The organism is Methylosinus sp. Sm6 (assembly GCF_019802345.1).
GTDB lineage: Bacteria > Pseudomonadota > Alphaproteobacteria > Rhizobiales > Beijerinckiaceae > Methylosinus.
Genome location: NZ_JAINDZ010000041.1, coordinates 1 through 19,547, shown reverse-complemented (window position 1 = coordinate 19,547; position 19,547 = coordinate 1). Strand labels below are relative to the sequence as shown.

Here is a 19,547-nt window from a genome sequence, read left to right as displayed (position 1 = left end):
CCCGCGCGGCGCCTTTCGAATGTCGAGGGACCACGATGACGATCACAACCGCCTCTCCATCCAAGCTCATAAAAGGCGCGACGGGCGACTGGGAGGTCGTCGTCGGTATGGAGATCCACGCCCAGGTGAGCAGCAAGGCCAAGCTGTTCTCCGGCGCCAGCGCCGAATATGGGGGCGAGCCCAATGACCATGTGTCGCTGGTCGACGCGGCCATGCCGGGCATGCTGCCGGTCATCAACGAGGAATGCGTCCGCCAGGCCGTCCGCACCGGTCTCGGCCTGCAGGCCAAGATCAATCTGCGCTCGGTGTTCGATCGGAAGAATTATTTCTATCCCGATTTGCCGCAGGGCTATCAGATCTCGCAGTACAAGCATCCGATCGTCGGCGAGGGCGAGGTGGTCGTCGATGTGACGCCGACGGAGCGGATCACCGTCGGCATAGAACGGCTGCATCTCGAGCAGGACGCCGGCAAGTCGCTGCACGATCTCTCCGCCACCGAGAGCCATGTCGACCTCAACCGCTCGGGGGTCGCGCTGATGGAGATCGTCTCCAAGCCCGATATCCGCTCGGCCGAGGAGGCCCGCGCCTATGTCTCCAAGCTGCGCACCATCCTGCGCTACATCGGCTCCTGCGACGGCAATATGGAGCAGGGCTCGCTGCGCGCCGACGTCAATGTCTCGGTGAGGAAGCCGGGCGCGCCCTTCGGCACGCGCTGCGAGATCAAGAACGTCAATTCGATCCGCTTCATCGGCCAGGCGATCGAGGTCGAGGCGCGCCGCCAGATCGGCATCCTGGAGGACGGCGGCAAGATCTCGCAGGAGACGCGCCTCTTCGATCCGGGCAAAGGCGAGACGCGCTCGATGCGCTCCAAGGAGGAGGCGCACGACTACCGCTATTTCCCGGACCCGGATCTGCTGCCGCTCGAATTCGATCAGCCTTTCGTCGATGCGCTGAAGGCGGAGCTGCCGGAGCTCCCCGACGACAAGCGCGCGCGCTTCATCGCGCAGTACGGCCTGCCGCCTTATGACGCGGGCGTGCTCGTCGCCGAGCGCGCGAGCGCGGATTTCTTCGAGGAGGCGGCGAAAGGCCGCGACGCCAAGCTCGTCGCCAATTGGGTAATCAACGAGCTGTTCGGCCGCCTCAACAAGGAGGGACTCGACATCACGCGCTCGCCGGTCTCGGCGCAGGCGATCGGCGCCATCGTCGATCTCATTTCGCAGGGCGTGATCTCCGGCAAGATCGGCAAGGACCTGTTCGAGATCGTCTGGCAGGAGGGCGGCGATCCGCGCGAGATCGTCGAGACGCGCGGGCTGAAGCAGGTGACGGACACAGGCGCGATCGAGAAGGCGATCGACGAGATCATCGCCGCCAATCCCGACAAGGTCGCGCAAGCCAAAGCGAAGCCGACCATGCTCGGCTGGTTCGTCGGCCAGGTGATGAAGGCGACGGGCGGCAAGGCCAATCCGCAGGCCGTCAACGAGCTGTTGAAGAGCCGTCTCGACATCTGAGGCCTCGAAAGCGAATCGCCAACGATCACGATTCGGAAATTGGAATGGCGTCGACGACCGCGTCGGCGCCATTCGCGTCTCTATCGAAAGCGCTGCGCACAAAATTTTTTTGTGTCCTCGGAACCTGTGTTCGCCATGCGCGCGAATGTCTCGTCGCGTCCGCCGGTCATGCGTTGGCGCGTGTCGACAAACGGCGGGCGCATTCCGCCGCGAAGGCCGCGAGCCGTTGGCGCGCATGCGCGCGCTGAAGCAGAAGCGCGTCGAGCACACCGGAGCGCATTGCGCATTCACCCAATAAAACAAGGGATTAAACTTCAGCTACGGGCGAGTCGTCGCTCGTGTCGCGCCGCTGCGCGACGCCGCGCATGCGATGTGTTCGGAGCGGCGGCGATCGTCTCGACGCGGCGTTCTTGCGCGACGCGCATCGCGCAAGAACGACGCGCGCGCTGCGCTTCGTCGCGCCGCGAAGCGTTGCGCTCATGCGTGTCGCGCATCATCGCGCGCACAATTCGCAATCACGCCACTTGAACCCATGATTAACCACGTTACGCTATTGGCGCCTATTGTCCGGTGAAGCGACATTCCGGCGATTTGGGATCAAGGGGACTGACGATGGCGAAAGCAACGACGAAGCGTAAGCCGGCGAAGAAAGCCGCCGCGAAGAAGGGCGCCCGCAAGTCGGCGACGAAGAAGGCGGCGACGAAGAAGTCGGCGACCAAGAAGGCGGCGACGAAGAAGCGGACGACAGTCAAGAAAGCGACGCGCAAGACCGCGACGAAGAAGGCTGCGCGCAAGACCACGCGCAAGACCGCGACGAAGAAGGCTGCGCGCAAGACCACGCGCAAGACGGCCACGAAGAAGCGCGGCGTGACGAAGAAGGCCACGAAGAAGGCCGTGCGCAAGGCGCCCGTCAAGCGTCGCGCTCCGCGCAAGGTCAAGGAGCCGATCGCGGCGCCGGAAACCCCGGAGACCGAGTGAAGCGCGGCACACCGCAGCCCGCAGTCCAGCCGGCTCGCGAGCGACGTTTCGCCGATCGGCGCAGCGAGCCGTCAGAGGAGCTCGCGACGCCCGATCGCTCGATCCCGTCGCTGCGTCGCTAGCGAGCGAGGCATTCGGTCGCGAATTCCCGCCATGTCGTTCCGCCCGTCTGCCGTTCCTGCCTGAGCTTCAGCCATTGCGTCGCGCAGAGCTTCATGCGCTCGCGCGGCGCTCGCGGCAGGGACGGCGGCGGCGTCGACGTATCGAGCGGCGGCAGCTCGGGCGGCGGCGCAGGCGGCTGCTCGACGGCGAGGGGCGGCGCGATGGGCCGAGGCGGGGGCAGGGGAGCGCGCAACGTGCGTTTTGCGGCGGGCGCGGCATGGCTGCTGCGCTGCCGCGCAGGCGTCGCGACATCGGGAGCCGCTACGGCCGCGGCGACGCAGCACCATATCGCGCCGACGATCGCCGCGCATTTTCTCGCGGAGCTTCGGGAGCTGTCGCCCGCGCGGGCGTTGCGTCGGATGGCCATCCGCTTCCGTTGTGACGGCGCCGCGAAGCGCGGCGAAGCGCTCTGTCACGAGCGATGCGTTCGGCCGCTCTAGACCGAACCGACGGCGGGCGTCAACGCGGGCGGGCCGCGGACTTTCGACTCCCGCGCCATCGTGTTAGGCAGGGCTTGCCGCGAACTTCGCTTGCGCGGCTGCGCTGGAGGCCGACGCAATGGCTGCATTCGAGACCGCGCCCGGCGACGAGGCGCGCGCGCCGCGCCTGACGCTGGCGCAACGTCCGCGCCGCAATCGCAAGAGCGATTGGGCGCGGCGACTGGTGCGCGAGACGCGCCTTTCCGTCGATGATCTCATCTGGCCCGTGTTTCTCGTCGACGGCGCCGGCCGTCGCGAGCAGGTGTCCTCGATGCCGGGCGTATTTCGCCACTCGATCGACCTGGCGGTCGAGGCGATCGCCGAAGCGGCCGCGCTCGGGGTTCCCGCGGTCGCTTTGTTTCCCAACACGGATCCCGCCCTGCGCGACCCGCGCGGCTCGGCGGCGCTCGATCCGGAAAATCTCGTCTGCCGCGCCTGCCGCGCGCTGAAATCGGCCGCGCCGCAGATCGGCGTGATCACCGATGTCGCGCTCGATCCCTATACGAGCCATGGCCATGACGGCATTCTCGTCGGCGACGAGATCGTCAACGACGAGACCGTCGCCGTTCTCGTCGCGCAAGCGCTCAACCAGGCGCGCGCCGGCGCCGATGTGATCGCGCCGTCGGACATGATGGACGGCCGCATCGGCGCGATCCGCGCCGCGCTCGACGCGGAGGGCTTCGAGAATGTGCAGATCATGAGCTATGCGGCGAAATACGCCTCGGCCTTCTACGGCCCTTTCCGCGACGCCGTCGGCACCGACAAGACGTTGCGCGGCGACAAGCGCACGTATCAGATGGATCCGGCCAATGGCGACGAGGCGCTGCGCGAGGTGGCGCTCGATCTCGAGCAGGGCGCCGATATGGTGATGGTGAAGCCCGGCATGTCTTATCTCGACATCGTGCGGCGGATCGTCGAGGCATTCCATGCGCCGACCTTCGCCTATCAGGTCTCCGGCGAATATGCGATGATCGAGGCCGCCGCCGCCAATGGCTGGATCGACGGCGAGCGGGCGATGATGGAGAGCCTGCTCGCATTCAAGCGCGCCGGAGCGGTGGGCGTCCTCACTTATTTCGCGCCGCGCGCGGCGGCGGCGCTAAAGCGCGGCTGAAGAGAGCTTTGCGGGGCGCAGCGCTCGCTTGGGGTGGACAAAGCGGCCGTCCCGTGGTTTGGCTGTGCGCCACGCCGCGATGCGGCGCGAAGATGACCGATCTTCCACGCAGCAGCCCCCATGTCCGGACGTTTTGCCCCGATTGTAATCTTTTCGTGTTGGCTCTGCGCTACCACAGCGGCCGAGGCGGATTTTCGGTTGTGCAACAACACTGCCAATAGGGTGAGCGTCGCGCTCGCCTACACCGACGGGCGCGGCTGGTTGTCGGAAGGGTGGTGGAACCTGCGCTCCTCCGCCTGCGAAACGCTGCTGCGCGGGCCGCTCGCGGCTCAATATTACTACATCTACGCGATGGACGAGCGCGGCGGCGAATGGAAAGGCAAAGCGTTCATGTGCACGCGTGATCGGGAATTCCGCGTCGACGGCCGCGAGGACTGCTTCGCGCGCGGCTTCGACCGCACCGGCTTCTTCGAGATCGACACGGGGCGCGACGCCAAGAACTGGACGGTGCAGCTCACCGATCCGACGCCGACGACCACGAGATGACGGCGCAGGCGGATACGGCTCGGCAGAATGGGATGGCTGGAGAAATGAGAAGGTTGCGGCGCGTCAAGATCATCGCGACACTCGGCCCGGCGAGCGTCGAGAAATCGATCGTCGCCGGCCTGTCGACGGCCGGCGCCGATGTGTTCCGGATAAATATGAGTCATACGGATCACGCCGGCCTCGCCGCTTATGTCCGCATGATCCGCGAGATCGAGGCCGAGACCGGCCGCGCCATCGGAATATTGGCCGATCTGCAGGGGCCGAAGCTGCGCATCGGCGCCTTCGCCGAAGGAGCGGTGCATCTGCGCAAAGGCGATTATTTCGTGCTCGACGCCGATCCGGCGCCGGGCGACGTGTCGCGCGTGCAGCTGCCGCATCCAGAAATCCTGAGCGCGCTCAAGGCGAAGGACACGATCCTGATCGACGACGGCAAGGTGCGGCTGCATGTCGTCGAGACATCGGGCGCGATGGCGCGCGCCATGGTGGACGTCGGCGGCCGCATCTCCAACCGCAAGGGCGTCAGCCTGCCGGACACGGAGATTCCGATCACCTCGATGACGACAAAGGACCGCGCCGACCTCGATGCGGCGCTGGCGGAGGGCGTCGACTGGGTGGCGATCTCCTTCGTGCAGCGGCCCGAGGATGTGATCGAGGTCAAGCGCATCGCCGGCAAGCGCGCGCAGATCATGGCCAAGATCGAGAAGCCGCAGGCGATCGCGCGGCTCGACGAGGTGATCGAGGTGGCCGACGCGCTGATGGTCGCGCGCGGCGATCTCGGCGTCGAGGTGCCGCTGGAGAAGGTGCCGGGGCTGCAAAAGCGGATCACCCGCGCCGCGCGCCGGCTCGGCAAGCCGGTGGTCGTCGCGACGCAGATGCTCGAATCGATGATTCTCGCTCCCTTGCCGACGCGCGCGGAAGTGTCCGACGTCGCGACCGCAGTCTATGAGGGCGCCGACGCCGTGATGCTTTCGGCCGAGAGCGCGGCCGGTCAATATCCGATCGAGGCGGTGGCGACGATGAGCCGCATCGCCGAGGAGGTGGAGACCGACGCCGTCTATCGCTCGATCATCAACGCCCAGCGCGCCGCCGCGCCCGATCCGACCGCCGCCGACGCCATCGCCGTCGCTGCGCGCGATGTGGCGGAAACGCTGCATTCGGTGGCGATCTGCGCCTGGACGTCATCGGGCGCCACGGCGCTGCGCATCGCGCGCGAGCGGCCGCGTCCGCCCATTCTGGCGCTGACGCCGAGCCGCGACACGGCTCGCCGCCTCGCGCTCGTCTGGGGCGTGCATGCGCTGGAGACCCAGGACGCGCGCGACGTCGAGGACATGGCCGAGCGCGCCTGCGAGAATTCGGCGCGCGAGGGCTTCGCCGCGCCGGGCGATCGCGTCATCATTGTCGCGGGCATGCCGTTCGGCTCGCCGGGCGCGACCAATATGGTGCGCATCGCCATCGTCGATCACGGCTGAGCGGGCAGGGCGCTCGTCCATTCCATGACGAGCGTCGGCCGGCCCGAGAGGCTCGGCGCGCCGTCGCCCACACATACGAAGCCTTCGCGCTCGTAGAAGGCGACCGCGCGCCGATTGTCGGCGTTCACATCGAGCCGCAATCGCGCCGGCGAGATGCTGCGCGCCGCCTCGATCAACGCCTCGGCCGCGCCCGAGCCGAAGCGCGAAGGATGGACGCAGATCTGGTCGAGCCAATGGGTCGTCGGATCGATCACGACAAATCCGATCGAGGTCGGCGGCGCGCCTTCGCGCAGCATCAGCGTGCGCGAGCCGCTGCGCTCGAGGCCGGCGATCCGTTCGCGCAGCCAGTCGCAGCGCGCGCCAAAATCGATATCCGGATAGGTCACGCGCCAAGCCTCGACCCAGAGCTCGAGCAGGGCCGGCCAGTCCTCGGTCCGGCGCGCGGAGATGCGGGGGCTGGCGAGGCCCGGCCGCGGCATCGTCTTCAGGCCTTGCGCAGCGTCTCGAGCAATTGGCGATGGATCGCCTCATTGCCCGCGCAGATGGCGTTCCTGGACAGCATGTCGGAGCCGCCGTCGACATCGGTGACGAAGCCGCCCGCTTCGCGCACCAGGACAATGCCCGCGGCGATGTCCCAGGGTTTGATGCCGCGCTCCCAATAACCGTCGCAACGCCCCGCCGCGACGAAGGCGAGATCGAGGGCGGCGGCGCCGAGGCGGCGGATGTTTCCGGTCTTCGCCATGACCGCGGCGAGCTCGGTCTGAAAGCGCGCATGCCGCTCGATTCCGGCGAGCGGCGGAATGCCGCAGGCCACGAGCGACTCGGGCAGCGTCTTGCGCGCCGAGACGCGCATGCGCCGATTGTTGAAATAGGCCCCCTGGCCCTTCTCGGCCACGAACATCTCGTCGCTCGCCGGATTATAGACGACGCCGGCGACGAGCTGTCCCTCGCGCTCGAGCCCCACCGACACGGCAAAGATCGGGATGCCGTGCAGAAAGTTCGACGTGCCGTCGAGCGGGTCGATGTGCCAGGTGTGGCTCTTGTCCGAGCCTTCGACCGCGCCGCCTTCCTCCATCAGGAATCCATAGCCCGGCCGCGCGCGCGACAATTCCTCGAACAAGGTCTTTTCTGCGCGCTTGTCGGCCGCGGTGACGAAATCGCCGGGCCCTTTGACCGACACCTGCAGATTCTCGACCTCGCCGAAATCGCGCTTCAAGCCGCGGCCGGCCTTGATGACGGCGGCCGTCATCACATTCATCAGTGCGGATCGGATCATGGAGCCCTTGGACAGCGCGGCGATGGATGAGAGGGGCACAAATGCCCCGGCCGCCGCCGCGGCGTCAAGCGCGTTCGCGGCCGCGCTCACGATTCGGCGATGGGCCGGAGGCGGGGAGCGCGAGGCGTAGGCCATTCGGCGAAAAGCAGATTTCTCTCATCGCATTTTTTCGCTCGTCGTCCGGCGCGGCCGCGGCGCGGTTCGAGACGTTTTGCGACGCTGCGGAGCCGGCGATCGACGCGCGGCGTGAAAAAAGCGTCATACAGCCGACCTATAGCCTCCCTCGCTGACGCATCGATCCCCAAGGAGGGGCTGTATGAAAACTTCGATCTTCTGTGGCGCCGCAGTCGCGGCGCTCCTCGTCTACGGCGCGGGCGCCGCGCAGGCGCGCGACGGCATCGGCACGATCTCGAACAGCGTTCCCGACGCGGTGAAGCCGATCACGAATAATGCCAAGCCGAACGTCGTCGCCGCTCCTTTCACCCTGAAGCAGGTCGCCTACTTCAAAGACCCGATCGAGAATCCGAGCGGAGTCATCACTCAGTTCGGCAGGCTCTCGACCGGCGCGGACACCGTGCCGGACATCAACACCTATCTGGTGCTGCCGGCGAATCCGGGCGGACCGACGGCGGGCTATGACTACGGCACGCACTTCCTGTTCCAGGGCCATGAGAATGGCGGCGACCTCGCCTATGTGACGCGCATCAATCTCGATGTCGCCGATCCGGCGCATCGCATTACTCTGCTGACGCCCGTGAACGAGGCGACCGGCAAGACCGCGCTCAACCGCATCGACGGCTCGTCCTACGACCCGTTCAACGACACGCTTCTGTTCGCCGAGGAGAACGAGGACGCCTCGCTCAACGGCGCCGGCACTGTTCATTCGGTTTCGGTGACTTGGCCGCCCGTCCACAAGTCCTATGAGGCGTTCATCGGCCTCGGCGGCTTCGAGGGCGTTCATCCGGACAACAAGGGCAATATCTACCTCGTCGAGGATATCGGCGGCGTCACGGCTCCGGCGGGCACGAAGGCGACGGTCGACGGCGTCCGCAATGTGCCGCTGCTGAACGCGAAACAGCCCCATTCCTTCATCTATCGCTACCTGCCGAACAATCCCAAGGACCTGTCGGCCGGCGGCAAGCTGCAGGCTCTGCAGGCGACGGTCGACGGCGAAGTGCTGAAGTTCCATGCCGACGACGTCGTGGGCGACATCACCTCGACCAAGCAGCGTCTCCTCTATTCGCCGGGCCGCTATTGGCCGTTCAAGTGGGTCACCATCCACACCTCCAATGCCGGCGACACCGCGCCCTTCAACGCCACCGCGGCGGCGCGGGCGGCTGGCGCGACGCCGCTCAAGCGTCCCGAGAATCTGGTGTTCGACCCGACCTCGGACTTCAACACCTTCTACATCACCGTGACCGGCGACACCGATGCGCCGACCGGCCAGGTTCCGCAGCTGGCGAAGCGCGGCGCCTGGGGCGCGATCATGCGCATCGAGAAGATCGGCCGCTTCCCGCTCGCCGGCAGCGTCGCCTATGACGGCGTGATCTCGACCGCCTATCTCGGCGACGCCGACCACGCCGCCTTCGACAATATCGCCTTCGCCAACAGCAATCAGCTGTTCATCACCGAGGACCGCGGCGACAAGCTTCATGATCAGCTGAAGAAATTCGACTCGATCTGGACGTTCTCCGTGCGTGGCGGACTGTCGTCGAAGCGCCTCGTCGCCCTCGGCAGCGATTCGCTCACGTCTCCGCTCGGCGCCAGCGATAATGAGCCGACCGGCCTCATCACCTCCAACGGCAGCGTTCTGAAGAGCGCGATCGTCGGCACGGTGGGCGGGCTCGTCGACGGCCGCGCCTTCTTCACCAAGCAGCACGGCCAGAACCGCGTTTACGAGATCATCCGTCCCTGAGCCGGATCCTCATCGCGGCGGGAGCGATCCCGCCGCGCAGCTTTCGCCGGGCGAGGCTCTCGCCCGGCGTTTTGCGTTCAGTCGGGCGGCTGCGAGCGCCGCGAAAGGCGCGACAAAGAGCTTCGCGCGCCTTGCGAGCCGGCTGCAGTTTTCCACCGCCGTCTTCGGTGATTTTGCCTTCCGTCACATTGATGCTATGAGCACGCGCCAACCCGGAAGACGGCCTCATTGCCGTTTTCACCGCCCCGAGGGAGTTGGCTCCATGACATCCTACGCACGACCGGCGTTGCACGAGGCCCTGACCTTCGACGATGTGCTGCTGCGCCCTCGCCATTCGCTGGTCATGCCCTCGCATGTCGATATTTCGACCCGGCTGACGCGCGAGATCACGCTCAACCTGCCGATCATCTCCTCGGCCATGGACACGGTGACCGAAGCGCGGCTCGCCATCGCCATGGCCCAGGCCGGCGGTCTCGGCGTCATCCACCAGAATCTCACCCCCGCCGCCCAGGCCGCCGAGGTGCGCAAGGTCAAGCGCTATGAGAGCGGCATGGTGGTCGATCCGATCACCATCCATCCCGACGAGACGCTCGCCGACGCGCTGTCGCTGATGGCGCGCAATGGCATTTCCGGCATTCCGGTGGTCGAGCGCGGCGCCTCCGACAAGCCTGGCAAGCTGGTCGGCATTCTCACCAACCGCGACGTGCGCTTCGCCGACGACAGCTCGCAGCCGGTGGCCGAGCTGATGACGCGAGAGCTCATCACCGTGCGCGAGGGCGTCGACCAGGACGAGGCGCGCCGCCTCCTGCACCAGCATCGCATCGAGAAGCTGCTGGTGGTCGACGAGGATTATCGCTGCGTCGGCCTCGTCACCGTGAAAGATATCGAGAAGGCGACGCTGCATCCGCACGCCGCCAAGGACGCCGAAGGGCGGCTGCGCGTCGCCGCCGCCTCGACCGTGGGCGACCGCGGTTTCGAGCGCGCGCAGCATCTCATCGACGCCGGCGTCGATCTCATCGTCATCGACACGGCGCACGGCCATTCGCAGGCGGTGCTCGATCAGGTCGGCCGAATCAAGAAAATCTCCAACAAAGTGTCGATCGTCGCCGGCAATATTGCGACGCGCGACGGCGCCAAGGCGCTGATCGACGCCGGCGCCGACGCGATCAAGGTCGGCATCGGCCCGGGCTCCATCTGCACGACGCGCATCGTCGCCGGCGTCGGCGTGCCGCAGCTCACCGCGATCATGGACGCGGCCGAGGAGGCGCATAAGGCCGGCGTGCCGGTGATCGCCGACGGCGGCGTCAAATTTTCCGGCGATCTCGCCAAGGCGATCGCCGCCGGCGCCTCGGCGGTGATGGTCGGCTCGCTGCTCGCCGGCGCCGAGGAGGCGCCGGGCGACGTGTTCCTCTATCAGGGCCGCTCGTTCAAATCCTATCGCGGCATGGGCTCGGTCGGCGCCATGGAGGCGGGCTCGGCGGCCCGTTACTTCCAGCAGGATGTGAAGGAGAGCCTGAAGCTGGTGCCGGAAGGGATCGAGGGACAGGTGCCCTATCGCGGGCCGGTGGCGCCGATCCTCTATCAGCTCGCCGGCGGCCTGCGCTCGGCGATGGGCTATGTCGGCGCGCCGACCATCCCCGAATTTCAATCCAAGGCGGAATTCGTGCGCATCACCAACGCCGGCCTGCGCGAGAGCCATGTCCATGACGTGACGATCACACGCGAAAGCCCGAACTATCCGACCGGCGGCGCCTGAGATGCGCATCGCGGTTCTCGGAGCGGGCGGGGTCGGCGGCTATTATGGCGGCCGGCTCGTCGAGGCCGGGGCCGATGTGACCTTTCTCGTGCGCGAGGCGCGGGCGCGCCTTCTCGCCGAGCGCGGGCTGGTGATCGAGAGCCCGCTCGGCGATGCGCGGCTCGCCGTGACGACGCAGACCCGGGCCGATTCGGCCTTTGATCTCGTGATCCTGACCTGCAAGGCCTATGACCTCGACACGGCGCTGGAGACGATCGCCGGCGCCGTGGGGCCGGGGACGGCGATCCTGCCATTGCTGAACGGACTCGCTCATCTCGATCTCATCGCCGCGCGCTTTTCGCGGGCGAGAGTGTTCGGCGGTGTGGCGCAGATCAGCGCGACACTGGGCGAGAACGGCTCCGTCCGTCATTTCGGCGAGCGCAACCGCATGATTTTCGGCGTGCGCGACGGCGTGGCGGACGCACGGCTCGCGGTGCTTCACGCAGCCTTTGCGAAGACTCCGGTCGATGCGCGCCATGTCGACGACATCGATTGCTGGATGTGGGACAAATTCGTGCTGCTCGCGGCGCTCGCGGGCGTCACCTCGCTGATGCGCGCGAGCGTCGGAGATATTTTGGCGACGCCTGCGGGCGAGCGTCTCGCGCTGCGCTGTCGCGACGAATGTGAGCGTGTCGCCCGCGCCGAGGGCTGGCGTCCGTCGCCCGAGGCGGAGGCGTTGCTCGCGGTTCTGACAGAGCGCGACTCGCCGCTCAAAGCCTCGATGCTGCGCGACATCGAGCGCGGCGCGCCGACAGAAGGCGAGCACATTTTAGGCGACATGCACGCGCGCGCGACGCGCGCCGGAGTGGAGACGCCGTTTCTCGAGATCGCGCTCACCCATGTCCGCGCCTATGAGATAGGGCGTCAGTCGGCGCATCGGTCCAAAGGCGCCCACTGATCCGCGAGCCTCTTCGGGCTCGCTTCAGGCCCTCACGGCACAAATTTCGCGTAATTTGCCGCAAGTCCGGCGACAGGCGCCGGCGAGCGGGGACTTATCATGACCGAGTCGAGCGAGAGCCTCGTCAGGGCCGAAGAGCAGCTCATCGCCGAGGTGCGCAGGAGTTTCGCCAGCTTTTTCCGGTGGATCGACTTTCTGGACGATATGATCAAGAAGGATATCGGGCCCAAATTCGGCGTCGACGTCACCCTCATGGGAAGCGCCGTCGAGCAGAAGGTGAGGGGGCTCCTCTATGTCACGCGGCCGCTGAAGGAGCCGCTTGGCGTTCCCTTCGAGATCGAAGGCGCCTCGATCACACTCGGCCACGCCAAATTCGAGCGCGACAACGAGGCCGGCGAGAAGACCGCCCGTTACGACCTCTCGACCCTCGACGATGTGAACCGCATTCTGGGCGATGTCGTGCAGGATTTCATCGGCTGAGACGGCTTCGGCTCGATCACTGCAGTCGAACGCCTCATCCTGAGGAGCGCCCGCAGCGCGCGTGTCGATGGATGTTTCAGAGCGCGCGCTGTGGCCCGCTCTTCGAGACGCCCGCTGCGCGGGCTCCTCGGGGTGAGGGGATCGGACGGGTGGCGCCGTGATTGCTCTCAAATTATGAGACGAGCAATCAGACGGGCCGAAAGGCGATCTCAGCCCGGACGCGGCGTTTCCGTCGTCCCCTTTCGGGGAGGGTGGAGCGCGCCGACGAGACGACCGCGGCCCTTTGTCGGAGATCGGACATGCTTCCGCAAGTCGTGATGGTCGATGGCGTTCCGCGCTGCGTGATTCGCCCGACCGATCAGAAAGCCCTCGACCGCTTCGTCCGCAACAGCCGCAAATGGCTGCAGGCCGGCAATGCCGAGGGCAAATGCACTTATCGGCCGGCCGACGCGACCGAGACGGCGGTCTGGAAGGACGCCTTCGAACTGCACAAGGCCGCCGGCGCCGATGACGAGAGCTTTTTCGGCATTCCGCTGATCGCGACGGCGCCCGCGCCCGCCATCGTGGAATAGGCGGTCAGTGCGGGCAGGGCGGAAGCGTTTCCGCCCGCGCCAGCGCGGCGCGCGCGAGCGGACAATTCGCGCAATCATGGCCGGCGCAGCCGCTGCAGGGCGACGGCGCCGCGACCGCTTGCCCAGACTCCGGGGCGGACTGCCACGCTTGCGCCGGCGCGTCCTCCGGATTTGGCGCGGCCATTGCGGCGCAGGCGAGGAAGACGGCCGGCAAAGCGATCAGCAATGCTCGTCGCATGACAAGCTCCTTCAATGAACGCCCGGCGTGAGCTTCATGCCCCGCCGCTCGAAAGTGATGTAGGAGACGAGCGCGGTCATGCGCGGATCATCGGCCGCGAGGTTCTGGCCCTGCAGCGGATTGCGGATGCACCAGTTCACCATCTCGAACAGCTGCGCCACCTTGCCGAGCTGCTTCTGGAACTTCGGATAGGTTTCCGGATGGGTGTTGGCGGCGTTGGGATGGCATTGCGCGCAGGCGACGCCATTGGTCCCGACGGAGCCATTGGTCCACAGCTTGCGGCCTTCCGCGGCCACGCTCTCGAATTCCTTCAGATAGCGGTCCACATCGGCGCGCGTGAACTCGTCCGCCCGCGCCGAGGCGCCGAAGGCGGTGAGCGCGATGGCGAGAAGCAATGTCGAGCGAGGCATGTCGAGCTCCCGATCAATAATGGGTCTGAGGCGGACGGCGCTGCGTCGGCTCCTGATAGGCGACATCGACCGGACGCCCGGCCTTGCGGTCATAGGCCACGGTGCGCGGCTCATTGTCCCAGAGCTGATAGCGCGCAGCGACGCGCCCCGAGCCGATATCGATCAGCTGCCAGCCGGTGGCGTCGCGCTCGAAGAAGGGATCGGCGCGATTCATCGGAATGGTGAGCACCGGCAGATGGCTCTCGGCCTGCGAATAGGTTTGCGGATAGGGCCAGGGCCAGGCCGTCGACATCACCGAGTTGAAGCTGATGTTGCCGATCTGATTATATTGGATCTGATGCACATGGCCGTAGACGACGGTGACATTGTCGTAAGGCGCGAGCAGCGCCTGCACGTCCTCGGCGTCGTCGGTCCAGAAATTCCAGCCCTTGTAGATCTTCTGCAGCGGCGAGTGTGAGAAGACGACGAGCGGCGTCGCTCTGTCGACCTTGGCGAGATCGTTCGCGAGCCATTTGCGCTGCTTGTCGCCGACCATGAAGGGCGAGCCATTTGGATTGTCCAATCCCGCCATTTCCAGCATGCGCTGCTCGGCCGTCGGCCAGCGATGGAAGGTCCAATGCTCGCTGGTCAGGATCGAGTTCAGCACGACGAAATGCACGCCCTTATGGTCGAAGCTGTAATAATGCGGACCATAGAGCTTGCTCCAATAATCGCCGAGGTCGAGGTAATAGTCGTGCTCGCCCATCACGCAATAGAGCTTGCCCTCGAGCTTGGAGAGCATCTCGGCGCCGTGGTCGAGCTCCTCGCGCTTGCCGAGCTGGGCGAGATCGCCGCCGAACATCACGAAGTCGGATTCGGGCTTCACCAGATTGGCCTCGGCCACCGCGCGCTTCAATCCCTGGTCCCAATTGCGCACGAAGGTCGCGCCCTTGATCTGCTGGATATGGGCGTCGGAAATATAGGTGAAGGTGAAGTCCTCGCGCGTTCCGCCGAAGGCGAGAGTGACCATGCTGATCGGCAGGGTCGCGATCGCCGCGCCGGCGCTCGCGCCGGCGAGCACGCTGCGCCTCGTGATCAATTCGCTCATCGGCTGCTCCCCTTTTTCATTCGCGCCTTTCGGCGTCTCATTTGGTCTTCGCGCCGAAATAGGCGGGCGTGGTGAGCGTCCCCATGAAGGCGACGAGATCGTCCATCTGCTGCTCGGTGAGGCCGAGCGGCCTGATGCCGCCGGAGAGATAGTCGTTGACCTGCGCCGGATCGCCGTCGCTGCGCCCGCCATTGTTGTAATGCTTGACGACGTCCTTCAGCGTCTTCAGCGAGCCGTCGTGCATATAGGGCGGGGTGACCGCGACATTGCGCAGCGTCGGCGTCTTGAAGGCGCCGATCACGTCGAACTGATCGGTGACGGCGAAGCGGCCGAGCTCCGAGGTCTTCGGATCGGAAAGAACCGTCTTGTCGACATCGGCCCCTTTCGCCTTGGCGGTCAGGAACTCGGCCGCGAGCCGCGGCACGTCGAATTGCGCGCGATTGATGCCGACGCCGATATTGTGGAAGCGATTGTCGGTGAACAGCGCCTGCGTCTCCTCGATCACATGGCAGGAGACGCAGCGCCCCTGGCCGACGAAGAGGTCGAAGCCGCGCTTGGCGTCCGCCGAGATCGCATTCTCCTCCTTGCGGAAGCGCCAGCGGTCGAAGGGCGAATCGCCGGAGACGAGGGTGCGCTCATAGGAGGCGATGGCCTTCTTCACCTCCTCCATGGTGATGGCGTCGCCAGTCTTGCCGAAGGCGCGCTTGAACAGATCGACATAGAAGTCGTCGGAGCGGACGATGTTCAGGATCGGCTCATGCGTCGGCAGGCCCATCTCGACCGGATTGACGAAGGGATGCTGCGACTGATCCTCGAGCGAAGCAGAGCGTCCGTCCCAGAAGAAGGAGGTGAAATAAGCGGAGTTGATCACCGTCGGCGCATTGCGCGTGCCGGTCTTCTTGCCGATCCCCTCCGATGTGCGCAGCGGACCATCGGTGAAGGCCTTGTCGTCCGCATGGCAGGTCGCGCAGGCGACTGTTCCGTCGCTGGAGAAGCGCAGATCGTGAAACAGCCGATTGCCGAGGGAGATCTTGTCCGCGCTCTGCGGATTGTCGGCGGGAATGGGAATGGGCGGAAGGCCGAGCGGCTCGGCCTTCGCCGCGCCCGAAAGGCTGAAGCAAGCCGCGAGCGCCGTCGCGACGCGCATGAGCACGGCCATGTTTTCCTCCCCTTGTGCGCCTGTCGGACGTGAGCCGCTTCTGTTTTGGACGCTATTCACCGCGATCTTGCCCCCAATCCGACCGATCGGCAAGGCGTCGTCGTGACAAATCCGTCCACATTCGTCTCTTCTCGATTATCGCCAGCGCAGTATCCGGGCTTGTGCGGCGCAGTAAATGCTCAGGCATTCGCCGCGATGACATGCCAAGAAACGCAATACGACTTCAGCTTTGGCGGAGAACCGCCGCGACTGTCATGGCAGCGTCACAGATACTTGAAATTTCGGATTTAGCTGCAGTCGTTCGCCTTTGCTCGGCGGCCGCGGTTGTGCTAGGCGGACGTGGCTCGAGCGGCCTTGTTCGCAGCGCACGCTCGACACATTCGAGGGAGCCCGTCCAAAAATGTCTCGTTCCTTTGTCGCGTCGCTGAGCGCGATGCTGTTGCTGCCCGCCGCCGCCATGGCGGGCGATCTGAGGGCGGACGCCAACGCCCTGTTCGCGCCGATCACGTCGGCCGCGGCCGCCAAGGCCGTGAAGAGCAATGAAATCACGCCTGCCAAGATCGAGCTCGGCAAGAAGCTGTTCTTCGATCCGCGCATGTCGTCGAGCCAGATCATCAGCTGCAACTCCTGCCACAATCTGAGCCTCGGCGGCGTCGACGCCGGCTCGACCTCGATCGGCCACGGCTGGCAGAAGGGCCCGCGCCGCGCGCCGACCGTGCTCAACGCCGTGTTCAACGTCGCGCAGTTCTGGGATGGCCGCGCGCCGGATCTCAAGACGCAGGCGAAGGGCCCGGTGCAGGCCGGCGTCGAGATGAACAACACGCCCGCCAATGTCGAGGCGACGCTGAACTCGATTCCCGCCTATGTCGCCGAGTTCAAGAAGGCGTTCCCGAGCGACGCCAAGCCGGCCAATTTCGACAATTTCGCTCTGGCGATCGAAGCCTTCGAGGCGACGCTGATCACGCCCGGCTCGCGCTTCGACAAATTCCTCGCCGGCGACGAGGCCGCGCTCGACGCGACCGAGAAGCAAGGCCTTCGCCTGTTCATGGACAAGGGCTGCGTCTCCTGTCACGGCGGCGTCAATGTCGGCGGCGCCGGCTATTTCCCCTTCGGCGTCGCGCAGAAGCCCTCGGCAGACGTGCTGCCGGCCGCGGACAAGGGCCGCGCCGCCGTCACCAAGAGCGCGTCGGACGATTATGTGTTCCGCGCCTCCCCGCTGCGCAATGTGGCGCTGCGCGCGCCTTATTTCCACACGGGCAGCGTGTGGACGCTGGAGGAGGCCGTGTCGATCATGGCGGCCGACCAGCTCGGCGTGAAGCTCGCGGGAGACGAGACCAAGGCGATCGTCGCCTTCCTCGGCTCCCTCACGGGCGAGCAGCCGCGCGTGGACTATCCCGTGCTGCCGGGGCGCACCAACGACACGCCGCGTCCCGCGCAGACCACGACCACGGCGACCGCCGGCGGACACTGACGCGCGCGAGCGCGTGACGAAACGCCTTCGCGCCGCCGGCGCGAAGGCGGGGCCGTCACGATTCCGTCTGCTTGTTTCCTCATTCTGGTCGAGAGCGAGCCTTTTAGGCCCGTGGTCCGGGGATGTCGGACCGCGAGCCTTTCAGGCTCGCATTTCGACGCATTCCCCGAAACGACAGCAGCCGGATCGCCCATGAGAATGTCGATTTTCCGTTCCTTCGCCGCAGCGACGGCTCTGCTCGCGCTCGCGAACGCGCCGGGCTCGGCGCAAGAAGCCGCCAATCCCTTCGCCGAAATCGGGCACATCGTCGTCATCTACACGGAAAACCGCAGCTTCGATAATGTGTTCGGGCTGTTTCCGGGGGCCGATGGCCTCGGCGTCGCGGCCGACCGCTTCGCCCAGGCGGACGCCGACGGCTCCGTCTTGACGAAGCTGCCGCCCATTCCGGCGCATAAGAGCCTCGACCCGCGCTTTCCCCAGAGCCTGCCCAATGCGCCGTTCCCGATCGACGCTTTCGCGCCCAATGGCGAGAAGACGGCCGATCTCACCCATGACTTCTATCAGGAGCAGGAGCAGATCAACGGCGGCAGGATGGACCGCTTCGCCGCGGTCTCCAGCGCCGGCGGCCTCGTCATGGGCTATTACGACGGACGCGGCCTCGCGCAATGGCGTCTCGCCGAAGAGTTCACGCTCGCCGACCATTTTTTTCACGCGGCGTTCGGAGGCTCCTTTCTCAATCACGTGTTCCTGGTCTGCGCCTGCGCGCCCGTCTATCCCTCGCCGCCGCCGAGCCTCGTCGCCGAGATCGACGAGAAGACCGGCTTTCTGGCGCGCGCCGACAATTCGCCCAAGAGCGCGCTCGACGGTCCGCCGCGCTATCGCAAAACCGGTCGCGTGACGCCGGACGGCTTCGCCGTGAGCACGCTGCAGCCGCCGTCGCCGCTCTCGCCGATCGACCTGCCGGTTCCCGCCGAGCAGACGCTGCCGCCGCAGGCGGCGCCGACGATCGGCGACCGCCTCACCGAAAAAGGCGTCGGCTGGGCTTGGTTTGCGGGCGGCTGGAACGATATGCGCGCCGGGCGCATCCGGCAGCGGGACAAGCCGGATTATTTCCAGACGCATCACCAGCCGTTCCTCTATTTTGCGAAATATGCGCCGGGAAGCGCCGAGCGCGAGCGGCATCTGAAGGACGCCGAGGATTTCTTCGCCGCCGCGGCGGCCGGAACCCTGCCGGCCGTCTCCTTCTACAAGCCGATCGGCCGCGTGAATCAGCATCCCGACTACGCCGATCTGAAGAGCGGCGATGCGCATATCGCCGAGGTGGTGGCGCGGCTGCGCGCCAGCCCGAACTGGAAGGACATGCTGATCATCATCACCGCCGATGAGAACGGCGGCGCGTGGGACCATGTGGCGCCGCCGAAGATCGACCGATTCGGGCCGGGCTCCCGCGTTCCGACTTTAATCGTCTCGCCCCTCGCCAAAAAGGGCTTCGTCGACCATACGGCCTATGACACGACGTCCATCCTGCGCACGATCGAAATGCGCTTCGGTCTCGAGCCGCTGACGGACCGCGACGCCCGCGCCGCGGATCTGCGCAATGCGCTGCTCCCGTCGTCGCGGACCGACAGCGCCGCGGCCCGCTGACCGCCGAGCGGCGCCGGTCCTCCGCGTGAACCCGGCGCCGCACTGCCGCTACGGCGCTGTCCGCACGCCCTATCGGGTCGGCATTCGGGCAGGGGCGGAGCGGCGGTCCGGAATCTGGCAAAGCAAGTTGTTTATTTTGAGCTTTTATCGGGCGTGTGGGCGCCGCTCCGACCTTGTCGGCTGGGGAGGGACGAGCCTGTTTGCGGCGCCATATAAACAGCCTGAGCGGATTGCTCCTGCTACTCGATAGATTACTTTCTCCTACCCTATTGGATATTGTCATTGAGGCCTTGTACGGAAATGGTTGCGGCTCGCCGAACGAGGGGTTTCGGTGGGCGTTGCGGGGGTT

The 19,547-nt window shown here is 66.2% G+C and carries 19 protein-coding genes; 12 read left to right on the top strand and 7 right to left on the bottom strand.

Annotation, left to right across the window (positions count from 1 at the left end):
- The first annotated feature begins 35 nt into the window (after positions 1-35).
- Positions 36-1,508, top strand: coding sequence for an Asp-tRNA(Asn)/Glu-tRNA(Gln) amidotransferase subunit GatB (gene gatB, locus K3F48_RS20190; protein WP_222577241.1), 1,473 nt, complete (start codon positions 36-38; stop codon positions 1,506-1,508).
- 612 nt (positions 1,509-2,120) lie between these two features.
- The gene (locus tag K3F48_RS20185; RefSeq protein ID WP_222577240.1) at positions 2,121-2,486 is read left to right on the top strand and encodes a histone; all 366 of its coding nucleotides are present in this window, start codon (positions 2,121-2,123) and stop codon (positions 2,484-2,486) included.
- Positions 2,487-2,604: 118 nt separating this feature from the next.
- Here the strand turns inward: K3F48_RS20185 and K3F48_RS20180 are convergent, their stop codons facing one another.
- On the bottom strand, positions 2,605-3,015 hold the full coding sequence (locus tag K3F48_RS20180; RefSeq protein WP_222577239.1) for a hypothetical protein: 411 nt from the start codon (positions 3,013-3,015) through the stop codon (positions 2,605-2,607).
- 191 nt (positions 3,016-3,206) lie between these two features.
- Here K3F48_RS20180 and hemB point away from each other — a divergent pair, with 191 nt between their 5' ends.
- The 3 genes from hemB to pyk all read left to right on the top strand — a co-directional run bounded on the left by hemB (position 3,207) and on the right by pyk (position 6,253).
- A complete protein-coding gene (gene hemB, locus K3F48_RS20175; RefSeq protein WP_222577238.1) occupies positions 3,207-4,238 on the top strand; it encodes a porphobilinogen synthase in 1,032 nt (343 codons plus the stop codon).
- Positions 4,239-4,436: 198 nt separating this feature from the next.
- Positions 4,437-4,784: a DUF1036 domain-containing protein gene (locus K3F48_RS20170; RefSeq protein ID WP_255609492.1), complete on the top strand. Its 348-nt coding sequence runs from the start codon at positions 4,437-4,439 to the stop codon at positions 4,782-4,784.
- Between the two features lie 44 nt (positions 4,785-4,828).
- A complete protein-coding gene (gene pyk / locus K3F48_RS20165; RefSeq protein WP_222577237.1) occupies positions 4,829-6,253 on the top strand; it encodes a pyruvate kinase in 1,425 nt (474 codons plus the stop codon).
- Here the strand turns inward: pyk and K3F48_RS20160 are convergent.
- Complete coding sequence (locus K3F48_RS20160) at positions 6,244-6,732, bottom strand: N-acetyltransferase (protein WP_222577236.1); 489 nt, start codon at positions 6,730-6,732, stop codon at positions 6,244-6,246. The genes pyk and K3F48_RS20160 overlap by 10 nt on opposite strands.
- Before the next feature lie 5 nt (positions 6,733-6,737).
- On the bottom strand, positions 6,738-7,529 hold the full coding sequence (locus K3F48_RS20155; protein ID WP_222577235.1) for an inositol monophosphatase family protein: 792 nt from the start codon (positions 7,527-7,529) through the stop codon (positions 6,738-6,740).
- A 316-nt stretch (positions 7,530-7,845) separates the two neighbouring features.
- On the opposite strand from K3F48_RS20155, the gene K3F48_RS20150 reads away from it, so the two are divergent.
- From K3F48_RS20150 to K3F48_RS20130, 5 genes are all read left to right on the top strand, one after another.
- Positions 7,846-9,444, top strand: a complete 1,599-nt coding sequence (locus K3F48_RS20150) for an alkaline phosphatase PhoX (protein WP_222577234.1) — start codon at positions 7,846-7,848, stop codon at positions 9,442-9,444.
- 262 nt (positions 9,445-9,706) lie between these two features.
- Positions 9,707-11,200, top strand: coding sequence for an IMP dehydrogenase (guaB, locus tag K3F48_RS20145; protein WP_222577233.1), 1,494 nt, complete (start codon positions 9,707-9,709; stop codon positions 11,198-11,200).
- A gap of 1 nt (position 11,201) precedes the next feature.
- Positions 11,202-12,137, top strand: a complete 936-nt coding sequence (locus tag K3F48_RS20140) for a ketopantoate reductase family protein (protein ID WP_222577232.1) — start codon at positions 11,202-11,204, stop codon at positions 12,135-12,137.
- 99 nt (positions 12,138-12,236) lie between these two features.
- A complete protein-coding gene (locus tag K3F48_RS20135; RefSeq protein WP_222577231.1) occupies positions 12,237-12,617 on the top strand; it encodes a hypothetical protein in 381 nt (126 codons plus the stop codon).
- A 299-nt stretch (positions 12,618-12,916) separates the two neighbouring features.
- A complete protein-coding gene (locus tag K3F48_RS20130; RefSeq protein WP_222577230.1) occupies positions 12,917-13,189 on the top strand; it encodes a hypothetical protein in 273 nt (90 codons plus the stop codon).
- 4 nt (positions 13,190-13,193) lie between these two features.
- Here K3F48_RS20130 and K3F48_RS20125 read toward each other — a convergent pair whose 3' ends face one another.
- From K3F48_RS20125 to K3F48_RS20110, 4 genes are read right to left on the bottom strand one after another with little or no spacing between them, the layout of a single operon-like run.
- Positions 13,194-13,427 carry a hypothetical protein gene (locus tag K3F48_RS20125; RefSeq protein ID WP_222577229.1) on the bottom strand — a complete coding sequence of 78 codons (234 nt, stop codon included), beginning with the start codon at positions 13,425-13,427 and terminating at the stop codon, positions 13,194-13,196.
- 11 nt (positions 13,428-13,438) lie between these two features.
- The gene (locus K3F48_RS20120) at positions 13,439-13,837 is read right to left on the bottom strand and encodes a cytochrome C (RefSeq protein ID WP_222577228.1); all 399 of its coding nucleotides are present in this window, start codon (positions 13,835-13,837) and stop codon (positions 13,439-13,441) included.
- A 13-nt stretch (positions 13,838-13,850) separates the two neighbouring features.
- Positions 13,851-14,924, bottom strand: coding sequence for a metallophosphoesterase (locus tag K3F48_RS20115; protein ID WP_222577227.1), 1,074 nt, complete (start codon positions 14,922-14,924; stop codon positions 13,851-13,853).
- A 37-nt stretch (positions 14,925-14,961) separates the two neighbouring features.
- Positions 14,962-16,083: a cytochrome-c peroxidase gene (locus K3F48_RS20110; protein ID WP_222577226.1), complete on the bottom strand. Its 1,122-nt coding sequence runs from the start codon at positions 16,081-16,083 to the stop codon at positions 14,962-14,964.
- 400 nt (positions 16,084-16,483) lie between these two features.
- Here K3F48_RS20110 and K3F48_RS20105 point away from each other — a divergent pair, with 400 nt between their 5' ends.
- On the top strand, positions 16,484-17,554 hold the full coding sequence (locus K3F48_RS20105; protein ID WP_222577225.1) for a cytochrome-c peroxidase: 1,071 nt from the start codon (positions 16,484-16,486) through the stop codon (positions 17,552-17,554).
- Positions 17,555-17,746: 192 nt separating this feature from the next.
- Complete coding sequence (acpA, locus tag K3F48_RS20100; RefSeq protein WP_222577224.1) at positions 17,747-19,198, top strand: acid phosphatase; 1,452 nt, start codon at positions 17,747-17,749, stop codon at positions 19,196-19,198.
- Positions 19,199-19,547 lie beyond the last annotated feature (349 nt).

Coding starts and splice junctions, on each gene's coding strand:
- K3F48_RS20135 (WP_222577231.1), top strand. CDS start 12,237: ATGACCGAGTCGAGCGAGAGCCTCGTCAGGGCCGAAGAGCAGCTCATC.
- guaB (WP_222577233.1), top strand. CDS start 9,707: ATGACATCCTACGCACGACCGGCGTTGCACGAGGCCCTGACCTTCGAC.
- hemB (WP_222577238.1), top strand. CDS start 3,207: ATGGCTGCATTCGAGACCGCGCCCGGCGACGAGGCGCGCGCGCCGCGC.
- K3F48_RS20160 (WP_222577236.1), bottom strand. CDS start 6,732: ATGCCGCGGCCGGGCCTCGCCAGCCCCCGCATCTCCGCGCGCCGGACC.
- K3F48_RS20155 (WP_222577235.1), bottom strand. CDS start 7,529: ATGATCCGATCCGCACTGATGAATGTGATGACGGCCGCCGTCATCAAG.
- K3F48_RS20185 (WP_222577240.1), top strand. CDS start 2,121: ATGGCGAAAGCAACGACGAAGCGTAAGCCGGCGAAGAAAGCCGCCGCG.
- K3F48_RS20125 (WP_222577229.1), bottom strand. CDS start 13,427: ATGCGACGAGCATTGCTGATCGCTTTGCCGGCCGTCTTCCTCGCCTGC.
- K3F48_RS20115 (WP_222577227.1), bottom strand. CDS start 14,924: ATGAGCGAATTGATCACGAGGCGCAGCGTGCTCGCCGGCGCGAGCGCC.
- K3F48_RS20150 (WP_222577234.1), top strand. CDS start 7,846: ATGAAAACTTCGATCTTCTGTGGCGCCGCAGTCGCGGCGCTCCTCGTC.
- pyk (WP_222577237.1), top strand. CDS start 4,829: ATGAGAAGGTTGCGGCGCGTCAAGATCATCGCGACACTCGGCCCGGCG.
- gatB (WP_222577241.1), top strand. CDS start 36: ATGACGATCACAACCGCCTCTCCATCCAAGCTCATAAAAGGCGCGACG.
- K3F48_RS20130 (WP_222577230.1), top strand. CDS start 12,917: ATGCTTCCGCAAGTCGTGATGGTCGATGGCGTTCCGCGCTGCGTGATT.
- K3F48_RS20105 (WP_222577225.1), top strand. CDS start 16,484: ATGTCTCGTTCCTTTGTCGCGTCGCTGAGCGCGATGCTGTTGCTGCCC.
- K3F48_RS20110 (WP_222577226.1), bottom strand. CDS start 16,083: ATGGCCGTGCTCATGCGCGTCGCGACGGCGCTCGCGGCTTGCTTCAGC.
- K3F48_RS20180 (WP_222577239.1), bottom strand. CDS start 3,015: ATGGCCATCCGACGCAACGCCCGCGCGGGCGACAGCTCCCGAAGCTCC.
- acpA (WP_222577224.1), top strand. CDS start 17,747: ATGAGAATGTCGATTTTCCGTTCCTTCGCCGCAGCGACGGCTCTGCTC.
- K3F48_RS20120 (WP_222577228.1), bottom strand. CDS start 13,837: ATGCCTCGCTCGACATTGCTTCTCGCCATCGCGCTCACCGCCTTCGGC.
- K3F48_RS20140 (WP_222577232.1), top strand. CDS start 11,202: ATGCGCATCGCGGTTCTCGGAGCGGGCGGGGTCGGCGGCTATTATGGC.